The 20,466-nt window shown below is 69.6% G+C and carries 18 protein-coding genes; 8 read left to right on the top strand and 10 right to left on the bottom strand.

Annotated elements, in window-relative coordinates:
- The first annotated feature begins 42 nt into the window (after positions 1-42).
- The 4 genes from EOD42_RS02465 to EOD42_RS02450 are packed head-to-tail and all read left to right on the top strand — an operon-like array spanning position 43 to position 4,128.
- Positions 43-906: a DMT family transporter gene (locus EOD42_RS02465; RefSeq protein WP_240654799.1), complete on the top strand. Its 864-nt coding sequence runs from the start codon at positions 43-45 to the stop codon at positions 904-906.
- Entirely contained in the window at positions 903-2,282 is a 1,380-nt protein-coding gene (locus EOD42_RS02460) for an L-lactate permease (protein ID WP_127785578.1), read from the top strand. Before EOD42_RS02465 ends, EOD42_RS02460 begins: the two co-directional genes overlap by 4 nt.
- A 49-nt stretch (positions 2,283-2,331) precedes the next feature.
- On the top strand, positions 2,332-3,345 hold the full coding sequence (locus EOD42_RS02455) for an NAD(P)/FAD-dependent oxidoreductase (protein WP_127785576.1): 1,014 nt from the start codon (positions 2,332-2,334) through the stop codon (positions 3,343-3,345).
- Positions 3,346-3,351: 6 nt separating this feature from the next.
- On the top strand, positions 3,352-4,128 hold the full coding sequence (locus EOD42_RS02450; RefSeq protein WP_127785574.1) for a hypothetical protein: 777 nt from the start codon (positions 3,352-3,354) through the stop codon (positions 4,126-4,128).
- Here the strand turns inward: EOD42_RS02450 and EOD42_RS02445 are convergent, their stop codons facing one another.
- Entirely contained in the window at positions 4,129-4,407 is a 279-nt protein-coding gene (locus EOD42_RS02445) for an Hpt domain-containing protein (protein ID WP_164867747.1), read from the bottom strand.
- Positions 4,408-4,677: 270 nt separating this feature from the next.
- On the opposite strand from EOD42_RS02445, the gene EOD42_RS02440 reads away from it, so the two are divergent.
- A complete protein-coding gene (locus EOD42_RS02440) occupies positions 4,678-8,628 on the top strand; it encodes an ExeM/NucH family extracellular endonuclease (protein WP_127785570.1) in 3,951 nt (1,316 codons plus the stop codon).
- Between the two features lie 15 nt (positions 8,629-8,643).
- Here EOD42_RS02440 and EOD42_RS02435 read toward each other — a convergent pair whose 3' ends face one another.
- The 4 genes from EOD42_RS02435 to EOD42_RS02420 all read right to left on the bottom strand — a co-directional run bounded on the left by EOD42_RS02435 (position 8,644) and on the right by EOD42_RS02420 (position 11,964).
- Complete coding sequence (locus tag EOD42_RS02435) at positions 8,644-9,888, bottom strand: AmpG family muropeptide MFS transporter (protein ID WP_127785568.1); 1,245 nt, start codon at positions 9,886-9,888, stop codon at positions 8,644-8,646.
- A 40-nt stretch (positions 9,889-9,928) separates the two neighbouring features.
- On the bottom strand, positions 9,929-10,429 hold the full coding sequence (locus EOD42_RS02430) for a hypothetical protein (protein WP_127785566.1): 501 nt from the start codon (positions 10,427-10,429) through the stop codon (positions 9,929-9,931).
- 99 nt (positions 10,430-10,528) lie between these two features.
- Positions 10,529-11,077 (bottom strand): lipocalin family protein, encoded by a 549-nt coding sequence (locus tag EOD42_RS02425; protein WP_127785564.1) that lies wholly within the window; start codon positions 11,075-11,077, stop codon positions 10,529-10,531.
- Entirely contained in the window at positions 11,074-11,964 is an 891-nt protein-coding gene (locus tag EOD42_RS02420; RefSeq protein ID WP_127785562.1) for a polysaccharide deacetylase family protein, read from the bottom strand. Before EOD42_RS02420 ends, EOD42_RS02425 begins: the two co-directional genes overlap by 4 nt.
- Positions 11,965-12,135: 171 nt before the next feature.
- On the opposite strand from EOD42_RS02420, the gene cydD reads away from it, so the two are divergent.
- Positions 12,136-13,728, top strand: a complete 1,593-nt coding sequence (gene cydD / locus EOD42_RS02415; protein ID WP_240654936.1) for a thiol reductant ABC exporter subunit CydD — start codon at positions 12,136-12,138, stop codon at positions 13,726-13,728.
- 19 nt (positions 13,729-13,747) lie between these two features.
- Entirely contained in the window at positions 13,748-15,370 is a 1,623-nt protein-coding gene (gene cydC / locus EOD42_RS02410; protein ID WP_164867746.1) for a thiol reductant ABC exporter subunit CydC, read from the top strand.
- Here the strand turns inward: cydC and EOD42_RS02405 are convergent.
- The 4 genes from EOD42_RS02405 to pip all read right to left on the bottom strand — a co-directional run bounded on the left by EOD42_RS02405 (position 15,367) and on the right by pip (position 18,510).
- Positions 15,367-16,287 carry a tripartite tricarboxylate transporter substrate binding protein gene (locus EOD42_RS02405; protein WP_164867745.1) on the bottom strand — a complete coding sequence of 307 codons (921 nt, stop codon included), beginning with the start codon at positions 16,285-16,287 and terminating at the stop codon, positions 15,367-15,369. The genes cydC and EOD42_RS02405 overlap by 4 nt on opposite strands.
- Before the next feature lie 155 nt (positions 16,288-16,442).
- The gene (locus EOD42_RS02400; protein WP_127785554.1) at positions 16,443-17,063 is read right to left on the bottom strand and encodes a hypothetical protein; all 621 of its coding nucleotides are present in this window, start codon (positions 17,061-17,063) and stop codon (positions 16,443-16,445) included.
- On the bottom strand, positions 17,060-17,563 hold the full coding sequence (locus EOD42_RS02395; RefSeq protein ID WP_127785552.1) for a prolyl-tRNA synthetase associated domain-containing protein: 504 nt from the start codon (positions 17,561-17,563) through the stop codon (positions 17,060-17,062). The genes EOD42_RS02400 and EOD42_RS02395 overlap by 4 nt, the downstream gene beginning before the upstream one ends.
- Positions 17,563-18,510, bottom strand: coding sequence for a prolyl aminopeptidase (gene pip / locus EOD42_RS02390; protein WP_127785550.1), 948 nt, complete (start codon positions 18,508-18,510; stop codon positions 17,563-17,565). Before pip ends, EOD42_RS02395 begins: the two co-directional genes overlap by 1 nt.
- Before the next feature lie 81 nt (positions 18,511-18,591).
- On the opposite strand from pip, the gene EOD42_RS02385 reads away from it, so the two are divergent.
- Positions 18,592-19,356, top strand: coding sequence for a hypothetical protein (locus EOD42_RS02385; protein ID WP_127785548.1), 765 nt, complete (start codon positions 18,592-18,594; stop codon positions 19,354-19,356).
- A 9-nt stretch (positions 19,357-19,365) separates the two neighbouring features.
- On the opposite strand, the gene EOD42_RS02380 is transcribed toward EOD42_RS02385, so the two are convergent.
- Positions 19,366-19,929, bottom strand: a complete 564-nt coding sequence (locus EOD42_RS02380) for a CarD family transcriptional regulator (RefSeq protein WP_240654796.1) — start codon at positions 19,927-19,929, stop codon at positions 19,366-19,368.
- Between the last annotated feature and the right edge of the window lie 537 nt (positions 19,930-20,466).

The raw sequence follows: 20,466 nt of genomic DNA, 5'->3' as shown, positions 1-20,466 counted from the left end.
GCGGGATGCGCCCGGCCCCGGCCCATTGCACAGTGCCGCGCGATGGCGAACGGCAACGACAATCTGAAGGGGGCTGCGCTGATGGCGCTCGCCGCCTGCCTGTTCGCCACGGAGGTGCTGGTGGTGCGCGTGCTGCATGAGCGCGGGATTCCAGTGCAGGTCCAGGTGCTGTTCCGCTCGATGGGGCAGTTGTTCTGGGTGGCGCCGCTGTTGATGCGGTCAGGCACGGCGGCCTTTGCTACCCATCGTCTGCCCATGCACCTGCTGCGCGGCTTGTGCAGCATCACGACCTGGACGCTCTATTTCCTCTCCTATCGCTACCTCGATTTGGCGACCGCGACGGTGCTGTCCTTCACCAATGTGATGTTCACGACGATGCTGGCCGGCCCCCTGCTGGGCGAAAGGGTCGGTGTGGCGCGATGGGTGGGCACGGTCGGCGGTCTGCTGGGCGTAGCGGTGATGCTGCGGCCGGGGGCCGAGATCTCCCTGCCGGGCGCTGTCGTCGCATTGCTGGCCGCCCTTTCCTGGTGCGGCATCACGCTGACCAGCCGCTCACTGACCCGCACCGAGACCACGCAAAGCGTGGTGGGCTGGGTGGGGCTGGTCACCACGGCGGCGGCCATTCCCTTCGCGATGACCGGCTGGGTCACGCCCGGCGGGACGGACCTGCTGTGGCTGGTCGGCTTCGGCCTGTTCACCCCCGGCATCATCTGGCTGGTGACCGAGGCGCTGCGTGCCGGTGAGGCCAGTGCGGTGGCACCTTTCCAGTATCTGCGCCTGATCATCATCGCGGGCTTCGGCTGGGCCTTGTTCGGAGAAGTGCCTGACATGGCCGCAGCCATCGGCGCCGCCTTCATTCTGGGTGGCGCCGTCGTCATCACGGTCGCGGAGGCACGACGCCGGTGATCCTGCTCGAAGCCCTGCCGCTGCTGCTGTTGCTGGGCCTGCTGGCTGCCGGGCGCGCCAGCCCGGTCGTCGCCTGCCTGCTGGCGCTGGCCGCGAGCATTCCAGCCCTAGCACTGAAGCACGGCATGGCGCTGCCGGGGCTGTTGGCGGGTGAGACCATCATCGGTGCCTATCTGGCCATCGCACCCATGACGATCGTCGCCGGCGGCCTGGCCTTTCACTCGGCCGTGGCGGCGGCGCCCGGCAGCGAGCGGAAGCAGCCCCCCGATGCCGCGCGCATATTCGCTGCCGTCGTGCCGCTCGGGGCCTTCCTGGAATGCGTCACCGGCTTCGCGGTGGGGGCGGTCTTCGCCTTGTCCTCCCTGCGGGCGATGGGCGTGCGTGGGCCGGTCGCGGCGGCGCTGGCCGTGCAGTCGCTTACGCTGGTTCCGTGGGGTGGGCTTGGTCCCGGGACAGCCCTGGGCAGCGCCCTGGCGGGCGTGCCGGTCCAGGCAACGGCGCAGGTCGCGGCCTTGCCGACCGTCGCCTGGATGCTGCTGAACCTGCCCTTGCTGTGGCACCTGCAGGCACGGGCCGGGGCAGCGCCGGACCTGCGTGAGAAACTGGCCCAGACCGGGCTGATGTGCCTGCTGCTGGCGCTGCTGCTGCTGGCCAACTGGCTGCTGCCCTATGAGATCGCGGGCGTGGTCGCCACCGGGCTGACGACCATCCCGGCGCTGTGGCGCGCGCAGCCGCCGGCAGGGCTGCGCAGCGCGCTGCGCCTGGCGGCACCCTATCTGATGCTGGTGGCGGCGCTGCTGGGCGCGCGGCTGGTGCCCAATCCGCCTGCCTGGCATCCGTTCACGGCCTTTCCCGCCTTTCCCATCACCCATGTCGCCGTGGTGCTGGCGGTGGTGGCAGGCGCCATGCTGCTGGCGCGCGGGCGCCTGCCGGCGGGCATGGACGCGCTGCGCCGCGCCAGGCGGCCGGCGGTGGCCATGCTGCTCTATGTCGTTCTCGGCCGCTGGCTGGCGGGCGGCGGGGTGGCGGCGGAACTGGCCCAGGCCCTGGCCACCGGCCTGGGCGCGGCCGCGCCCTTCGCCATGGCGCCCATGGCCCTGTTGTCCGGCATCATCACGGGCAGCAATGTCGGCAGCAACGCCGCCCTGATGCCGGTGCAGGCCGCGCTGGGTGCGGCCTTCGGCATGGATCCGGCGCTGGTCGCGGGGCTGCAGAGCTTTGCCGGCGGTGGCGGGGCGGGCATGAGCGCGGCCGGATTGGCCATGCTCTGCGGCCTGCTGGCCGACGGCACCAGGCCAGGCCAGGTCTGGCGCCTGCTGCTGCCGAGCATGGCGGCACTGCTCTTCGCCGGCACGGCCCTGCTGCTGCTGGGTTAGGGCCGCCCCGGCTTTACGGCGTGCCGCATCTGGGGCACGTCATCATGCCATGACCCAGATCGTCGAAACGGATGTCGCCATCATCGGTGCGGGCCCCGCGGGCCTGTTCGCCGTGTTCGAATGCGGCATGCTGAAAATGCGCGCCACCCTGATCGACACGCTGGAGGCGGTGGGCGGCCAGTGCAGCGCGCTCTACCCCGAGAAGCCGATCTATGACGTGCCGGGCTTCCCCTCGGTGCAGGCCGGCGATCTGATCGAAAACCTGAAGGCGCAGATGGCGCCCTTCAAGCCGGTCGAGCTGCTGGCCCAGCGTGTCGAGAGCCTGTCGCCCGAGGGCGAGGGCTTTGTGCTGGGGACCAGCGCGGGCAACACCGTGAAGGCCAAGGCCGTGATCATCGCCGCCGGCGCCGGCGCCTTCGGCCCCAACCGCCCGCCGCTGGAACGGCTGGAGGAATTCGAGGCGACGGGCGCCGTGCGCTACATGGTGACGCGGCGCGAGGAGTTCCGCGGCAAGCGCGTCGTCATCGCCGGTGGCGGCGACAGTGCCGTGGATTGGGCACTGAGCCTGAAGGACGTGGCCGCCAAGGTGGTGGTCGTGCACCGTCGCCCGAAGTTCCGCGCCGCGCCCGAGACCGCCGCCCAGCTGGAGGAAGCCGCCGCGCGCGGCGAGATCGAGCTGGCCATCCCTTACCAGCTGCATGGGCTGGAAGGTGAGGGCGGGCAGATGCAGGCCGTGACGCTCTCGACACTCAAGGGTGAGGTCAAGCGCGTTGAGGCCGATCACCTGCTGGCCTTCTTCGGCCTGTCCACCGACCTCGGCCCCATCGCCGAGTGGGGGTTGGGTCTGGAGCGCAGCCATATCGCCGTGGAACCCGCGACCTGCGAGACCTCCATCAAGGGCGTCTATGCCGTGGGGGATGTGGCGACCTATCCGGGCAAGCTGAAGCTGATCCTGCAGGGCTTCTCCGAGGGCGCCATGGCGGCCCATGCCATTCATCCCCGCGTCTTCCCGGGGCAGGAGCTGCATTTCGAATACAGCACCAGCAAGGGCGTGGGCGGCTGACGTGCCGTGATCCTGCCGCTGCTGCTGAAGGCGCTGCTGACCGGCGGCATCGTCGCGGCGGCGGCGGTGGGCGCGGCGCGGCTGGGCCCGGTCTGGGGCGGGTTGATCGCCACTCTTCCGACTTCCGCGGCGCCTGCCTTCATCCTGCTGGGCCTGGCGCATCCGCCTGAATTCGTGGCTCAGGCCGCAGCCACCGGGCTGGCCAGCAACATTGCCACGGCGCTCTACCTGTTCCTGCTGGTTCGCGGTCTGCCGAGGCTCGGGCTATGGCGCGGCATGGCGCTCGCCGTGCCGGGCTGGGCGGTGGCGGCAGGGCTCATGACTTGGCTGGCACCCGGCTATTGGATGGCCCTGGTGCTGAACGTCCTGGCCTATGGGCTGGCCATCCAGGGCACTGCCCCTGCCTTGGTTGAGAGCGCGCCGGTCGCCCTTCGCCCGGCGGCCTGGTGGGAATTGCCGTTGCGCGCCGCCCTGTTGGGGCTGGTGGTGGCCAGCGTGGTGTCCGCCGCGGGCGGGCTGGGGCCCATGCTGACGGGCTTTGCCACCATGTTTCCGGTCGCGCTCACATCGCTGACCATTGCTGCCGTGCCGCGCATGGGTGTGCAGGGCACCGCTCGTCTGCTGGCCGGTGCCACGCGCGGCATGCTGGGCTTCATCGCCTTCATGGCGGTGCTGGCGGGCCTTGCGCCCGTGCTGGGCGCCTTGCCCGCCGTGGGCTGCGGCCTGGTGGCCGCGCTGTCCTGGGGGGCGGGCGTTCTGCTGTTGCGCGCGCGCCGCGCGTGATCAGCCCATGCCGAGCGCGCTGAGCGCCGGCGGAATCTCGGCCTCAACCGCCTGCATGCTGGCGTCGAGCGGAGCATCAGTCTGCTTCGCGGCGGCTTCGAGCCCGGCCAGGGCCTCCGCCAGCGGTTTCAGTCCGAAATTGGCGGCCATGCCCTTCAGCGCATGGGCGTGTTCACGCGCCACCTCCCGCTGCTGCAAGGCGATCGCGCTGCGCAGCTTGGGCGCGCGTGTCAGCAACTCCTCGCCGCACAGCTTGGCGAGCCCTGGTGGCAGGGCCATCGTTCCGGTTGTGAGGCCTGTGCGAGACGGGCCGGACGCGCGGGGGCGGTGCAGGCTTGAATCGATCATGAACGAGGTTCTGCCTCACAACTTTGTGGGCGGAAAAACACAGTCTCGTGAGCGTGATATTTCAACCACAGGATGTGTAGCACTCGCCTGGGCTCGGAAGCGGGCTGTCACGAGAACATCGCCGCCGCGTCACGCCGTTCTCATGGGCGTTTCATGAGCAGTTGTTAACAGAGCCCCTCAGTCACCGGGGATCTGTCACACATGTCGTTCAGCCTCTCGTCACCCATCAACTTCAGCGGTTTCACGGGGGCGGGCTTTGCGCCGACACCCGGCGCCGGCCAGCTCGATTCCGATTTCTGGCGCATCCAGGGCTTCAGCGACAATGCGGGCCTGATGGATTACGGCGCCACCGCGACGACGGGCGACTATGCGCGCGGCGTGCTCAGCGGTGATCCGACCACGGCCGGCGTCTATGCGGTGGAGACGGGCGTCGCGTCGCTCGGCACCTCCTTCGTGATCCAAACGACCGGCGCGGAGTTCGGCACCACCCCGGGGACCATCACCCTGCGCGTGCAATATCTGGGCACCGAGACGCTGAGCAGCTTCGTCTTCGACTATGACGGCGTGTACCGGAACAACGCCGGGCGCTCTGTCGCGGTCGACCTGTCCTATGCCGTGTCGTCGGCCGCCGCGCAGCCGGCCGCCTTCACCGGCATCGCGGCCCTCGGCTTCTCCACCCCGATCGCGGCCGATGCGGGCGCGGGCTTCAGCGCCGTCGAATTCGCGGCGCAGACCCTGAACGCCACCATCCAGACGGGCGACTACATCTTTCTGCGCTGGACCATCGGCGACAATGGCGGCAGCGGCAGCCGTGACGAGGTGGGCTTCGACAACATCAGCCTGAGCGTGCCGTCGGCCGAACCGTCCACCGCCATCGACCTGTCCCCCGGCACGCTGAACCAGCTGGAAGGCAACAGCGGCAGCACCGCCTTCAGCTTCAGCGTGACCCGCGCGGACACGACACCCGGCGATACCGTGGTCAAGGCGACCATCGCCTCCGCGACCCTTTCCGCCGGAGAGATCGCCTCCGTCACCGTGGACGGCGTGCCCGTCACGGGCTTCGCTTTCGGCGCGGCCTTCGACGTGCCCCTCACCGGCAGCGCCACCGCGGCAGAGATCGTGGTGAATGTGCGGGCCGATGTGGTGCAGGAAGCCAATGAGAGCTTCACCGTCACCCTGTCCGATGCCGGGACCGGCTATGCCGTCGGCGCCGCGACCGCGACTGCCACGGTCATTGACGACGACCAGCCGGTGACCCGCATCCACGATGTGCAGGGCAGCGGCCCTGCTTCGCTGATGGTCGGCCAGACCGTCACGCTCGAGGGGGTGGTCACCGGCGACTACCAGAACGGCGATGCCGACGGGAACCGCAACCTCCAGGGCTTCTACCTGCAGGACCTGATGCCGGACGGCAACGAGCTGACCTCCGAGGGCATCTTCGTCTACCAGGCCGACGGCGCTGCCTCGCCGATCACCGATGTGCGGGTGGGCGACATCATCCGCGTGACCGGTGTGGTGAACGAGAACTTCAACGAAACCCAGCTCAATGTCTCCAGCTCCTCGCTGCAGATCCAGATCATCCGGGGCGGCGCCTACACCCAGCAGGAAGTGATCGACAACTTCGCGCTCGACGTGAACCTGCCGGCCACCGGCACCATCACGGCCGGCGGCCGCGTCCTGCCGGACCTGGAATTCGCCGAGGGCATGCTGATCCGCCTGCCCCAGACCATGACCATCACCGAGATGTTCAACCTCGACCGCTATGGTGAGATCCGGGTCGCGCAGGGCGGGCAGCAGACCCAGTTCGCGCAGACCGACACGCCGGACGCCGCGGGCTATGCCCAATACCTGCAGGAGCTGGGCGCCCGCTCGCTGCTGATCGACGATGGCCTGAACATCCAGAACCCCTCGACGGTGCGGATCTTCGACCAGGCGATCACCACCGCCAACGCGCCGCAGATGGGCGACAGCTTCTCGGGGCTGGTCGGCAATCTGGGGTACGGCTTCAATGAGTACCGGCTGCAGACGGCGAACAACCCCACCATCGTGGACACAGCCCCGCGCAGCGATGCCCCGGCCCGCGAGGGCGACATCCGCCTGGCGAGCGCCAATCTGCTGAACTACTTCACCACCCTGGCCGATGGCAGCATGACCGGGCCGGGCAATGCCTTCGAGCCGCGCGGCGCGACCAATGCGGGTGAGCTCGCCCGGCAGAAGGAGAAGCTCTACACCGCGCTCGACCAGCTCGATGCCGATGTGATCGTGGTGAATGAGCTGGAGAACAACGGCTTCGGCCCCGGCAGCGCCATCCAGACCCTGGTGGATGAATTCAACGCGGCCCAGGGCACGCCTGGCCTGTGGTCCTTCGTGAACCCCGGCACTCAGTATCTGGGTGGCGACGCGATCAAGGTCTCGATCATCTATCGCACCGATCGCGTCCAGCTCGCGACCGGCACCAACCCCGCCGTTCTGGACGACAGCGACATCCCGGGCCTGATCTCCGCCGGGCTGCTGCCCGCCGATTTCCTGTCCCGCAGCAGCAAGGGCGCGGTGTTCAACGGTGCCGACACCAGCCGCGCCGTGCTGGTCACCAGCTTTGAGCAGTTGGGCAGCGGCGAGGTCTTCACCGTGGCCGGCGTGCACAACAAGTCCAAGTCGGGCACCGGCACGGGGGCGGATGCGGACCAGCTGGACGGCTCCGGCAATTGGCAGAACCAGCGCCTGCTGGCCGCCCAGGCGCTGGAGGCCTTCCTGAAGACCAACCCCACCGGCGCGCACGATGCCGACACGGTCATCATGGGCGACTTCAATGCCTATGCGAAGGAAACCTCTGTCCAGCATCTGGCCGGTGCCGGCTATGGCAGCCTGGTCGAGAGCTGGATCGGCAACGACAATGCCTCCTCCTACGTGTTCGACGGCCAGAAGGGCTATCTGGACAATGCCCTGGCCAGCGGCGACTTCGCCGGGCTGGTGGTGGGCGTGCATGAGTGGCACCTGAACGCGCAGGAAGCCGATCTGCTCGACTACAACACGGATTTCGGCCGCCCCACGACCGTGTTCGACCCGAACAGCCCGGTCCGCTACTCCGACCATGACCCGGTCATCGTCGATCTGCTGCTGGATGGCGCGGTGCAGGGCTTCACGGGCGGTGTCCGTCAGGTGTCCTCCAACACCATCGCCGATGCCAGCCGCGGCCTGGCCGCCGGCAGCGAGCTGACGATCCGCAAGGCATCGGCCGGCGACCTCGGCAATGCCGGCATCCACTCCGATGGGCTTACGGTGAACACGGGTGCCGCGACGGACGGATTCTTCGTCCTGGCCGAGACGCTGCAGCGGCTGGGCTTCTCCGGCACCGGCCATGTGGATGCGGTGGGCAATGCCCTTGCCAACACGCTGGCCGGCAATGACGGAGACAACACGCTGGCGGGCAAGGGCGGTGACGACAGCATCCTGGGCGGCGGCGGCAACGACCTGCTGTTCGGCGAGGAAGGCGATGACGAGCTGTTCGGCAACGATGGCGACGACACCCTGCTGGGCGGCGCCGGCCATGACCTGATGGCCGGCGGCCTCTGCAATGACGCCTATCTGGTCGAGGATGCCGGGGACGTTGTGCAGGAAGCGGAGGCGGCTGGAACCGATACGGTCTTCGTGGCCGTCGATGGCTGGACGGCAGGCGCGAACATCGAGTTCATCCGCCTGACCGCCGGCGCCACCAGCGTGACCGGCGGCGCCACCGGCGAGGAAATGGTGGCGAATGCCGCCTTCGGCTCCGTGCTGAACGGCGGTGGCGGCGACGACACGCTGTGGGGCCAGAATGGGGCCGATACACTTCTGGGCGGCGAGGGCGACGACACCCTGCGCGGTGGTGCCGGCAACGACACCCTCGAAGGCGGCGCGGGCAACGACAAGCTGGTGGGCGGCGCTGGCGCCGACATCTTCGTGGCGGGGCCCGGCACGGATGAACTCTTTGACTTTTCCCGTGCCGAGGGCGACCGGATCGACGCGAGGGCCCTGGGCCTGACCTCGGCCGACATGCTGACGGCCGAGGTGCTGCAGGTCGGCGGCGGCGGCACGCTGATCCACACCGCTTTCGGCCAGATGGGCGTCTATGGCGTGACCGACCTGCGGGCCGAGGACTTCATCTTCGCCTGAGCGCGATGGCGCCTGTCAGCCTTCGCGGGCGGGCAGGCGCCGCAGCAGGAACAGCATCACGGCCAATGCCGGCAGGGCGGCGGCCGTGGTCAGCACGAAGAACCAGCTCCAGCCCAGCCCCTGGGCCAGCACGCCGCCCGCGCCGCCCAAGGTGCGCAGCGGTACCGAGGCCAGAGATGACAGCAGCGCGTATTGCGTGGCGGTGAAGGCGCGGGCCGTCAGAGAGGACAGGTAGGTCAGGAAAGCCGCGTCCGCGAGGCCGTCGGTGAAGTTCTCCACCCCCACCTGCACGAACAGCATCGGCATGCTCGGCGCCCAGCCCAGCACGACGTAAAGCAGGTTGGACAGCATCTGGAACAGGCCGGTGATGATGAGCGCGCGGCCGGTGCCCAGCTTGGCCACCACCCAGCCGCCCGCAAGCGCCCCACCCAGCGTGGCGAACATGCCGAAGAAGCCCGAAACAGCCGCGACATCCCCCCGCGAGAAGCCGAGTTCCCGATAAAACGGTGCTGTCATCACGCCCGCCAGCGCCTCGCCCAGCTTGAACAGCCCGACGAAGATCAGGATGGCCAGCGCGTGGCGCCGCGTCAGGAACTCCGCGAAGGGCTCGACCACGCCCAGCCTCAGCCGCGCGCCCCAGGGCAGGGGTGCCTGGGGGGCGCGGTCCACCTCCGGCCCCAGCAGCGTGCCGATCAGGCCCAGCAGGATCAGGCCCGCGCAGTAGATGAACACGCCGTCCCAGCCCAGCGTCCCGACCAGCGCCAGCCCGCCGGTGGAGGAGGCCAGCAGCGCACCGCGATAGCCCCAGACATAGGCGGCCAGGCCGTAGCCTTGCTGCTCCTCCTCCAGCATCTCGATACGCCAGGCATCGACGACGATGTCCTGGCTGGCCGAGAGGAAGGCGATGAGCACGGCGATGGCGGCCGTCACCTGGGCGGCACTGGCGGGGCTGGTCTGGCCCATGGCGATGATGGCCACCATCAGTGCCGGCTGGATCAGCAGCAGCCAGCCGCGCCGGCGACCCAGCCGCGCCAGCCCCGGCGGCGCGATCTGGTCCAGCACCGGGGACCAGAGGAATTTGAAGCTGTAGGCCAGCCCGATCCAGGCGGTGAAGCCGATGGCCGCCAGCGACAGCCCGCTTTCGGAAAACCATTGCCGCAGCACGAAGCCCGAAAGCGGCAGCGGCACCCCGGCTGAGAAACCCAGCAGCAACAGCACGAGGAAGCGGCGATCGCGCCAGAAAGGGGTCGGGTTCGGCATGATTTCGGGCGTAGCGGCGGGCCCGCCCGGCTGCAAGCGGCTATGGCGAGAAGGGCGTGCAGGCCGACTTGGCCTTCATCTGGCCCACGACCCGCAACAGGAAGGTCAGCTTGCTGGTCTGGTCACCCGCGGTGCCACCCATCAGATTCCAGATGGCGTCGAAGCAGTACTTCGAATCCTCCAGCTTTCCCGCGGCGTCGAAGAAGCCCACGCCCACGCAGCCTTCCAGATGATGCGGCCGGCTGGCCGGATGGAACAGGATGTTCTTCTTCTTGGTGGCCTCGGCATCCTTGCCCAGCCAAGGGTTCAGGACGAACGATTTGTACTTCGAATGCCAGTACATCATGGAGGGCGTGTAGTCCTCATCGCCGTTCATGTGCACATAGCCGTCCATGCGTTCCATGGTCTGGAACTCATAACCACCGATGGTGAGCGTGCCGACCAGACCGTGTGCCGCGGGCTTCGCGACACCTTCCTTGTCGTACGGAATATGGCGGATGTACTGGTTGCCGCGCGTATAGGTGATGACTGAGTCAGCCATGACGTCCCCTCCCTGCTCGGCGGGGACGTTACTGGTTGCTGGCCTTCATAAACAATCGTTCATATGAATGCGGCGCCATGCATTACCGCTCACGATTTCTCAAGGAGGGGTGCCCTGCACGCGGTCGACCGGGAAGCCCTGGCTTCGGGCGATTTCCAGCGCCCGCGTATAGTCCGGCAGCTCCATGCGCGGTGTACGTGAGAGGATCCACAGCATATCGCGATCCGGCGTGCCGACGACCGCCCAGCGGTATTCGGGGTCCAGGCCGATCACCCAGTAATCGCCGTGGAACGGCCAGAAGAAGCTGACGCGCAGACGCGCATTGCCGCTGCCGTCCTGCGGGGTGGCCACCGCGCTGGCTTCCTTGACCGCGTTGTTCGCCAGCGCGTTGCGGCAACGGTTCACGACGTCGATGCGCCCATCCTCACGCGCGGTGTAGGTCGCGGTCACGCCCTCGCACCGGGCGTCGCTGCTGTCCTGGAAGCGGGTGGGAAGCCGCGCGATCTCGTACCAGGTGCCGGTATAGCGGCTGAGATCGACCGAGGGCACGGTCTGCGGCAGGCCGGGCGCCGGCTGGGTGGGCACGACGGCGGCGCAGGCGCCCAGCATCGCCGACAGGCCGAGAACGGGGATCAGCGCACGCATCATCCGGGAATGCTTCCTTCCGGCAGGTTCACCACATGGTCATGGATCGCGCCCGCGGTGGTGAACCAGATGTCCCGGCGGCGCGCCAATATGCGCTTCAACGCGCCACGCAGCATCGCGATGCGATAGGGCTGGCCGATAATATAAGGATGCAGCGCGATCCCCATCACCTGGGGAATGCCGTCGCGCACCTGGCGCAGGCGCTCGTTGAAATCCTCGACGATCATGTCGGCGAATTGGGCCATGCCGTCCTTGCGGGCGACGATGGCCGGGATGTCGTTGTTTTCCTGGGGATAGGGAATGGCGAGCAGCCTGCCGGCGCTTGTGGTCTTCCACACCGGCATGTCGTCCATGCACCAGTTCAGCGTGTATCGGTAACCGGCTTCGGCCAGCAGGGCAGGGGTGGCGCGGCTTTCCGCGATCCAGGGTGACAGCCAGCCGCGCGGGGCCACGCCCTCGTGCCGGGCCATCGCGTCGGTGGCCTCGGCGATCATGGCCCGCTCCTCGGCCTCGGTCATGGTGGATTGGCGCTCGGAGTTGGTACGGCCGTGGCCGGCCATCTCATCGCCGCGCGCACGGTGGGCGGCCACCAGCTCGGGTGCGTGATGGTACATGCTGCTGTTGAGCAGCACGGTGCAGGGCAGCTTCAGCTCATCCAGCATCTGCAGCAGCCGCCAGGCGCCGACCCGGTTGCCATAGTCCCGCCAGGCGTAATTCAGGATATCCGGATGCGGGCCGCCGGGGGCCAATTCCGCGCCCAGACCTTCGCCGAAGGCGAAATGCTCCAGGTTCACACCCAGGTAGACGGCCAATTTTGCACCGTTGGGCCAGTTCCAGCGCGCGCGGCCCACCCAGGGATGATAGGGAAAATAACCATGAGTAGGGAGCATGCGCTGTTCCTGATCCGGTGCACGGGCTATCTGGCGGGACTATGGCCGAACGGCAAGCGAGAGGTGTGAGCCTTGGCTGAGGCGGGACAGTTTGACAGGGCCGCGGCCAAGGCGGGCCGGAAGTTGCTGGGGCAGGAATTGCGGCGGCTGGGCGGAAGGGCCTGGTTGCCGGTGGTGCTCGGCCTGGCGGTGGCGGGTGCCGGTATCGCCCAGGCATGGCTGCTGGCCAGTCTCGTCGCCGGGTTGTTGGGCCTGGGCACCGGCGGCTGGCCCGAGCTGATCGGCGCCGCCGCGCTCGCCTTGCTGGCCGCCGCCCTGGTTTCCGCGCAGGAGATCGCCCAGGGTGCCGCAGGCCGCGCCGCACGGGCCGGACTTCGGGCGCGGGTGTTCGCTGCCCTGCTGGCGGCCGGCCCCGCCGATGGCCGCGCAGCCGGTGAAAAGGCTTCCCTGGCGGTGGAGCAGGTTGAGGCGCTGGACGGTTATTTCTCCCGCTGGCTGCCTGCCGCGTTGCTGGCGCTGATGGTGCCGGCCGGCATCATCGTGGCGGTGTGGGTATTCGATTGGGTCTCGGGGCTGGTGCTGCTGGTCATGGGCATGCTGGTGCCGGTGTTCATGGCCGTGGCCGGCATCGGCGCCGCGCGCGCCAGCCGTCGGCAGTTCGATGCGCTGGCCAGGCTTTCCGGCCGCTTCACCGACCGGATTCGCGGCCTCTCGACCCTCGTGCAGTTCAATCGGGCTGAGGACGAGGCCGTGGCGCTGGGTGCCGCGGCCGAGGAACTGCGCACGCGCACCATGCGCGTGCTGCGGGTGGCTTTTCTTTCCTCGGGCGGGTTGGAGCTGCTGGCAGCTGGGACGCTGGCCTATCTGGCCTGGCGGCATGGCTCCCTGCTGGGGCACAACCACCCGGATGCCGTGACGGCCCTGTGGTGCATCCTGGTGGTGCCGGCCTTCTTCCAGCCGCTGCGCAACTTCTCCGCCGCCTACCATGAGGCGCAATCCGCGCGCGGTGCCGCCGCCGCGCTGGCGCCGCTGCTGGCCGACGCCGCGCCCCAGGGACTTGCGCTCGAGAAGGTCCCGCCGCTGGTCGCGCTCTCCTGCGCGGATGTGAAGCTGAACTATGCCGCGGGCCGCCCTCCGGCGCTGGATGGCCTCAGCTTCTCGCTGCCTGCGGGCGAGACCCTGCTGCTGGCCGGTGCTTCGGGGTCCGGCAAGTCCAGCCTGCTGGCGCTGCTTCTGGGGTTCCGGCGACCGGATGCGGGCCGGATCGCGATCAACGGGCAGGACATCACGCGCCTGCGCCCGGCGGAGCTGCGCCGCATGGTGGCCCATGTCGGGCAGCGGCCGCACATTTTCGCCGGCACCATCGCGGAGAACATCGCCTTCGCCCGCCCCGAGGCCGGCCGCGCCGCCATCGAGGCCGCGGCGGAGGCCGCCCAGGTGCTGGCCTTCACCGACCACCTTCCGCTCGGCCTGGACACGCCGGTGGGTGAGGGGGGGCACGGCCTTTCGGGCGGTCAGGCGCAGCGCGTGGGCCTGGCCCGCGCCTTCCTGCGCGAGGCCCCGCTGGTTCTGCTGGATGAGCCCACAGCCTCGCTGGACCCGGGCACCGAAGGCATCGTGCTGGAGGCCATCCGCAAGCTGTGCATGGGCCGCACCGCCATCGTCGCCACCCACTCCGCCGCTGCCCTGCGCGGGCTGCCTGGCCGGGTCCTGGTGCTGGAAAACGGGCGTGCCTCCGGCCGCCGCGCGGCGGCGGGGGAGTAGCGCCATGCGGCAAGATCTGATGCGCATTTGGGGTCTGTGGGCCACTCGGCGCGGTTGGCTGCTGGGTGGCCTGGCGGTGGCTGTTCTGTCCGCGCTGTCGGCGGTGGCGCTGCTGGCGCTGGCGGGCCAGGGTGTGGCGGCGGGCGTCGCGGGCGCGGGCGGCGCGGTGGCGCTGTTGTTGACGCGCCCCATGGTGCTGATCCGCCCCGCGCTGCGCTGGGCGGAGCGCATGGTGAGCCACGAGGCCACATTCCGTGCCCTGGCCGACACCCGCGTCTGGTTCTTCCGCCGCCTGGCGGAGCGCATGCCGGCTGGCCTGGGCCATACCGGCGCCGGTGATGCCCGTGCCCGCATGATCGCGGATATCGAGGCGCTGGACGGGCTCTATCTGCGGGCCCTGCTGCCGGCGGTCGCGGCTGCGGCCGTGGTGCTGGTCACGGCCCTGCTGCTGGGCGCCAACCCGGGTCTGGCGGCGCTGGTGGCGCTGCCCCTCGCGCTGGCCATCCTGCTGCCGATCTGGCTGGCGCGCAGCGCAGCCCCTGCCGCCGAGGCCGTGACCGAGGCGCGCGGCGCGGTGCATCGCGCAGCCCTGGACCCTCTGCTGGGGCTGACCGAGACCCTGGCCAACAATGCCGAAACGCGCGCCGCAGACAGGCTGGCAGCGGCGACCGGGGCGATGCACGCGGCAGAGCGCCGGCTGTCCCGCCGTTCCGCCTTGGGCGGCTCGCTGGGTACGCTGTGTGCCCAGGCGGCGCTGCTGGGTGCCCTGGGCTGGGCGCTGTCTGGTTCGGGCGGGCTGGGCCTGGCGGTGCTGGGCCTGTTCCTGGCGCTCGCCGCCGGGGAGACGCTGGCGCTGGTGCCCCGCGCCGGGGCTTCGCTGGCGAGCGCCGGCGCTGCCGCGCGGCGGTTGCTGGCCCTGGCCGACGCGCCCCCGCCGGTGCTCGAACCCGACGCACCGGCGCCGCTGCCCCGCGGCAACACGCTGCGCTTCGAGGGCGTCACATTCTCCTGGGGCGAGGGCCGCGACACGGTGCTGCGCGGCCTGGACCTGGAATGGCGTGAAGGCGAGCGGCTGGCGCTGCTGGGCGCTTCAGGCGCGGGGAAGTCCACCCTGGCGCGTCTGATGCTGAAGTTCGCGGCGCCCGATGCCGGCCGGATCACGCTGGGCGGTCAGGACATCGCGGGTTTGGCCGCGCCCGACCTGCGCGGCCGCATCGCCTGCCTGGCGCAGGATGCCCGTATCTTCGAGGGCAGCGTGGCCGAAAACCTGCGCATCGCGGCGCCGGCCGCGCCGGATGCCGCGCTTTGGCGGGTGCTGGCGCAGGTCGGCATGGCGGAGTTCATCCGTTCCCTGCCGGCGGGGCTGGACACCGATTGCGGCGAGGGTGGCTCCCGCTTCTCCGGCGGGCAGGCCAGGCGCATCGCGCTGGCCCGCGCGCTGCTGCAATCCGCGCCCCTGCTGGTGCTGGATGAGCCCGGCTGGGGCCTGGATGCCGAGACCGAACGCGCCTTCCTGGCCGTGCTGGAGGAAGCAACGCGCGGGCGCTCCGTGCTGCTCATCACCCATCGGCTGGTCGGGGTGGAAAGGCCCGACCGGGTGCTGCGGCTGGTGGGCGGGCGGCTTTTCCCGGCCGCCGCTTAGCCCGCGAGGCTGATACCCCGCAGCAGCTCCGCTTTTTCCGCCACATCGCGCGCCAGCCGGGCGGCGAAGACATCGGCGCTCGCGTGATAGGCCTCTGGCTGCAGCGCATGTCGCGCGGCTGCCCTGTAGCCTTCCTCGCCCGCGACGGCGGCGCAGGCCGCTTCCAGCAGGGCGATGCGGTCCGGCGGGGTCGCGGCGGGCGCCAGCAGGCCGCCGAAGCTGGTGGGTGCGACGTCGAACCCCTGCTCGACCGCCGTCGGCACGTCCGGGAAAGCCGGGTTGCGGGCGGTGTCGAACACCGCCAGCAGCCGCATGTCGGGCCGGTTCGAGGCCGAGGCCAGCACGATCGCCGCCACGTCGATGCGCCCTGCCAGCACCTCCGTCATCACAGCGCCGTCGCCCCGGAAGGGCACATGGGTCATCTCCACCCCCGCGGCACGTGCCCATTGCAGCATGGCCAGATGGGGAATGGAGGCGATGCCCAGGCTGCCATAGGTCAGGCTGCCGGGGGCGGCCTTCGCCGCCGTCACCAGGTCACGCAGGGACCGGTGCGGCGAATCCGACCGCACCGCGATCGCCTGGGCGTTGGAGAACATCTGATAGATCGGCCGCAGTGCCTCGGGCCGCACGCCGGATCCGGGCTGCGTGACGGGCAGCACCGACAGCACCAGGGCCGGCGCGAAGGCCAGGGTGTAGCCGTCGGGTGCCGCGCGGGCCACGGCTGAGGCGCCGACAGCGCCGGCCGCGCCGTCACGGTTCACGATCACCACCGGCTGGCGCAGCCGCGGCGCGAGGCCGGCTGCCATGGCGCGCGCCATCAGGTCGGTCGCACCGCCGGCGGCATAGGGGTTGATGACCTGGATGGGCCGGCTGGGGAACGCCTCCTGGGCCAGTGCGGGCGTCGCCAGCAAACCCATGGCGAGAATTTGCCGGCGCGCGGGCCCCACCCGGCGCGGCCGCAGTCCATCATGCATATCCGTTTCCACTCCCTGGCCTTACCGGCCTTGGAATGGAAGCTAATCGGGGGAGCGGAGCCCCGCGACGGAAAACTCCGATCTGTCCACCTGGTGGACTACAGCTGCTCCCGCTGCACGGCGCCTGGCGGCGGCGGGGCGGCGCGATCGCCTTCGACCAGGAAATCGCGCAGGCCGCGCCGCACCTGGAACTCGAACTCCGTGTTCAGGTCGAAGGCCGAGCGGCGCAGCAGGCTGCTGGCCACGCTATTGCGTGACGCATTGGTGCTTTCGGCGGGGGCGGTGCGGCGCACCTCGGCCTCGACAAAGCCCAGGCGCCTCTGGTTGCCGTCTCGAATCTCCAGCCGGGCCGCCAGGACGCAGACGAGACGTTCACCCGGGTCGCCGCTGAACAGGCCGCCCTGGCGCGGCAGGCGCTCCATGGCGATGGAAGCGCGGCTGACGACGAAACGGGCCGTATTCTGATTGCCGAAGGCGGCGACGCGATCGCGGCCCATGACGCGCACGGCCTCGGCGGCGCTGGGGCTCATCATCCGGCCCAGATCGTTGGGCCCGCTGCTCGGGTCCTCCGGGTCGATATCGACGCTGGCGACGTTCAACCTCAGCTGCGGCAGATAGCTGTAGGCGATGTCGGGCCCGGCAGGCACAGGGGGCGGCGGGTTGCCGCAGGCGGAAAGCCCGGCAACCGGGGCCAGCAACAGCAGATGGCGACGCTTCATCGGGTTTCCCCCTCAGTCAGGTCCAGCACCAGCACCTGGTGGCCGAGGCCCTCCAGGAAGCGGCGCAAGTCACGCGGTAATATGGCAGTGCTGGCGGTGTTTCGCAGCGGGTGGCACCAGAGCGGATCGTCACCCTCGGCGATCGCGGCGTCCAGCACGAAACGGACGGCGCCGGGGGCGGCGTTCACCAGCCCGAGCGGCGTGACGCTGCCGGGTTCCACACCCAGCGCGTCGCGCAACTCATCCGCGCTGGCCATGGAAACGCGCGGCCAGCCTGCCAGCCGTGCCAGTTGGTTGACCGATACGCGACGGTCTTCCTTCAGCGTCGCCAAGCAGAAGGGGCCGGCTTCCTTCACCGGCTTCAGAAACAGGTTCTTGCAGTGCAGCCCCGGCATTTCGTGGCGCACTTCCTCAGATTCCGCCACGGTGAAGACCGCGCGATGCTCATGGGTGCGCGCGGCGATGCCCGCCGCGGCCAGCATGTCGAGGGCCTTGTTCACTAGCGGCGCCGGAAACGTTCGACGGCGGCCACCAGGGCGGTTCGGATGCCGGGTTCCAGCGCCGAATGCCCGGCGTCCGGAATGATCGTCAGCCGCGCACGGGGCCAGGCGGCGGCGAGGTCGAAGGCGGTCTCGGTCGGGCAGACCATGTCGTAGCGGCCCTGGACGATCTCGGCCGGGATATTGGCCACACGGTCCATATGCGCCAGCAGTCCGCCCTCCGGCAGGAACAGCTTATGGGCGAAGTAATGGGCCTCGATCCGCGCGAGGCCGAGTGCCGTGCGGTCCTGGGCGAAGCTCGCTACCGTGTCCGGGCTCGGCAGCAGGGTGGAGCAGGATCCCTCATAGCCGCTCCAGACCCGCGCGGCAGGCAGGTGCACGCTGGGGTCGGGGTTCGTCAGGCGCCGCAGATAGGCACCCAGAAGGTCGTCGCGCTCCTCCTCGGGGATGAACTCGGCGAACTGCGTCCAGGCATCCGGAAAGACGCGGCGCAGGCCGTTGAGGAACCACTCGACCTCGGTATCGCGCCCCAAGAATATGCCGCGCAGCACCGCGCCGATCACCCGCTCCGGGTGGGCCTGGGCATAGGCGATGGCCAGCGTGGAGCCCCAGCTGCCGCCGAACAGCAGCCATTTCTGGATGCCGAGGAAGTTCCGCAGTACCTCGATGTCGGCCACCAGATGCGGCGTGGTGTTCTCGGCCAGAGATCCGAGCGGCTTCGACCGGCCGGCGCCGCGCTGGTCGAAGATGATCAGGCGCCAATGCGCGGGGTCGAAGAAGCGGCGATGCACCGCGCCCGCGCCTGCCCCCGGACCGCCGTGCAGAAACAGCACCGGCTCGCCGGCGGGGTTGCCCACCTGCTCCCAGTACATGACATGTCCGTCGGACAGCGGCAGAAAGCCGGTCTCGAAGGGCGCGATATCGGGGAACAAATCGCCTCTGGGCATGGAATCGTTATCGGGCCTTGAGGCTTGTCTTTCAACATCCCCCTTTGGGTTTGTCGCGTGACGGCCTAATTGTATGCGATCATGCCGACGCCGGACCCAGCACAAGGTACCGAGACGCGCCGCCAGCCCCCGGGCATGGTGGCCTGCGCCGTTTGCGGCACGGAAAGCCGCCAGCCTTCCTTCCGCCCCTTGCCGCCGGAGCAGGCGCCGGACCTGGATTTGCGCCCGGGTGAGCCCCTGCGCGGCTCCATCGACCGCTGGCTGCAGCAATGCCCGCGCTGCAGCTATGCCGCGCCCGACATACGCCAGGCGCGGCCCTCCGCCCCGCGTGTCGTGGCGGCCGCGCCCTTCCGGTCATTGGTGGCGGACCAGTCGATTCCGCCGCTGTCGCGCCGGTTCCTGGCCTGGGCGCATGTGCTGGATGAAACGGGCGCGATGCATGAGGCCGCGGAGGCCATGCTGCAGGCGGCCTGGACGGCCGACGACCTGAACCGCCCCGATCTGGCCCAGGCCTGGCGCATGGAGGCGGTGGCGCTGTGGCGGGCCGGGCCGGCGCTGGACGCGCCGCAATCCCTGCGCGTCATCGATGCGCTGCGTCGGGCCGAGGCCTGGGAGGCGGCGGAGGATGCCATCGCCGCCCTGCGCCGCGCGGAACCGTCGGAAGACGCGGTCAGGGTTCTGGTGCTGGAGGCCCGGCTGGTCGAGGCACGGGATGCCGGTCGCCACACGGTGGCGAGCGCGCTGCCGCCGCCGGCGCGCCGGCCGCATGTCTCTCACCACAAGGTCAGCCCGAAGGGGGCTGGCCTGTTCGGCTGGCTGGGGCGGCTGTTCGGCCGCAAGAGGTAGAGGGGAGGATTACTCCTCCTCTTCCTCGTCCTCATCCTCGATGATCGGTTCAGCGGCGGCCTTGCCCTTGTCGCCGCCCTTTTCCGCGCCGCGCATATGCGTGATCAGCCGGTCGATGGCCGTCAGCTTGTCGGTCTTCTCGATGGCCGCGAACTCCGCGGCCAGGCGGTCCAGCGCCTGCTCGTAGATCTGGCGCTCGGAGAAGGACTGGTCGGGCTGGCCGGCATTGCGGAACAGGTCGCGCACCACCTCGGAGATCGCGATCGGGTCGCCCGAGTTGATCTTGGCCTCATATTCCTGGGCACGGCGGGACCACATGGTGCGCTTGATGCGCGCGCGGCCGCGCAGCGTCTCCAGCGCCTGCTTCACGATGGCGGGGCCCGCCAGCTTGCGCAGGCCGGCGGTGGCGGCCTTGTTGGTCGGCACCCGCAGGGTCATGCGGTTTTCCTCGAAGGTGACGGTGATCACCTGCAGGGAGGTGCCGGCCACTTCCATGGTCTCGATACCCTGAACGGTGCCGACGCCATGCGTCGGGTACACCACCATGTCACCAGCTTTGAAATCGACTTTCACGGGGGGCCCTTCGGAAGGAACGGCCGGAGCGCCTGCCTGGGTTTCCGCCAGGCCGGTGCCCCGACGGGCTTGCATCGGTAAGCGCGGCGATAGACTGAAAGCGCCGCGAAGGCCAGTCATGGCAGGGCGAACCGGCGGAATTACCGCCGCGGGCGGCGGCATTTCCACGGGCACGGGCGGGGCCGCCTGTGCCTCGACGGCCGGCTTGGCGGCTTTGGGCTTCTTCTCCGCCGGGGCGGAGGGCTTGCCCGTGGCGCTGCTCCCGTCCGAGGATTTCGCGGAAGCGCGCGCTGCAACAGCCATTTCCCGACCTTTCAGGCGCCGGTGGTGCCGATGCTGGGCCCCCGGCGCGATGACGAAACGATGCGGTACCCATGGCCATTCGGAAAAGAAAACCGAATGGCCGCCTGATTGACGGACTGTATTTCAATTTTCCGAGCATATCAGAAATCTTGACCCCGGTCACGCGGCTTGGCCTGCAGTGCTTCGGCGGTCGATGCTGCCATGATCCCTTCGCCGAATTGTCATCACGCTGAA

Origin of the sequence: Rhodovarius crocodyli, assembly GCF_004005855.1 — a bacterium.
In the GTDB taxonomy this organism is placed as follows: Bacteria; Pseudomonadota; Alphaproteobacteria; order Acetobacterales; family Acetobacteraceae; genus Rhodovarius; species Rhodovarius crocodyli.
This window is presented reverse-complemented; position numbering and strand designations above follow the sequence as displayed.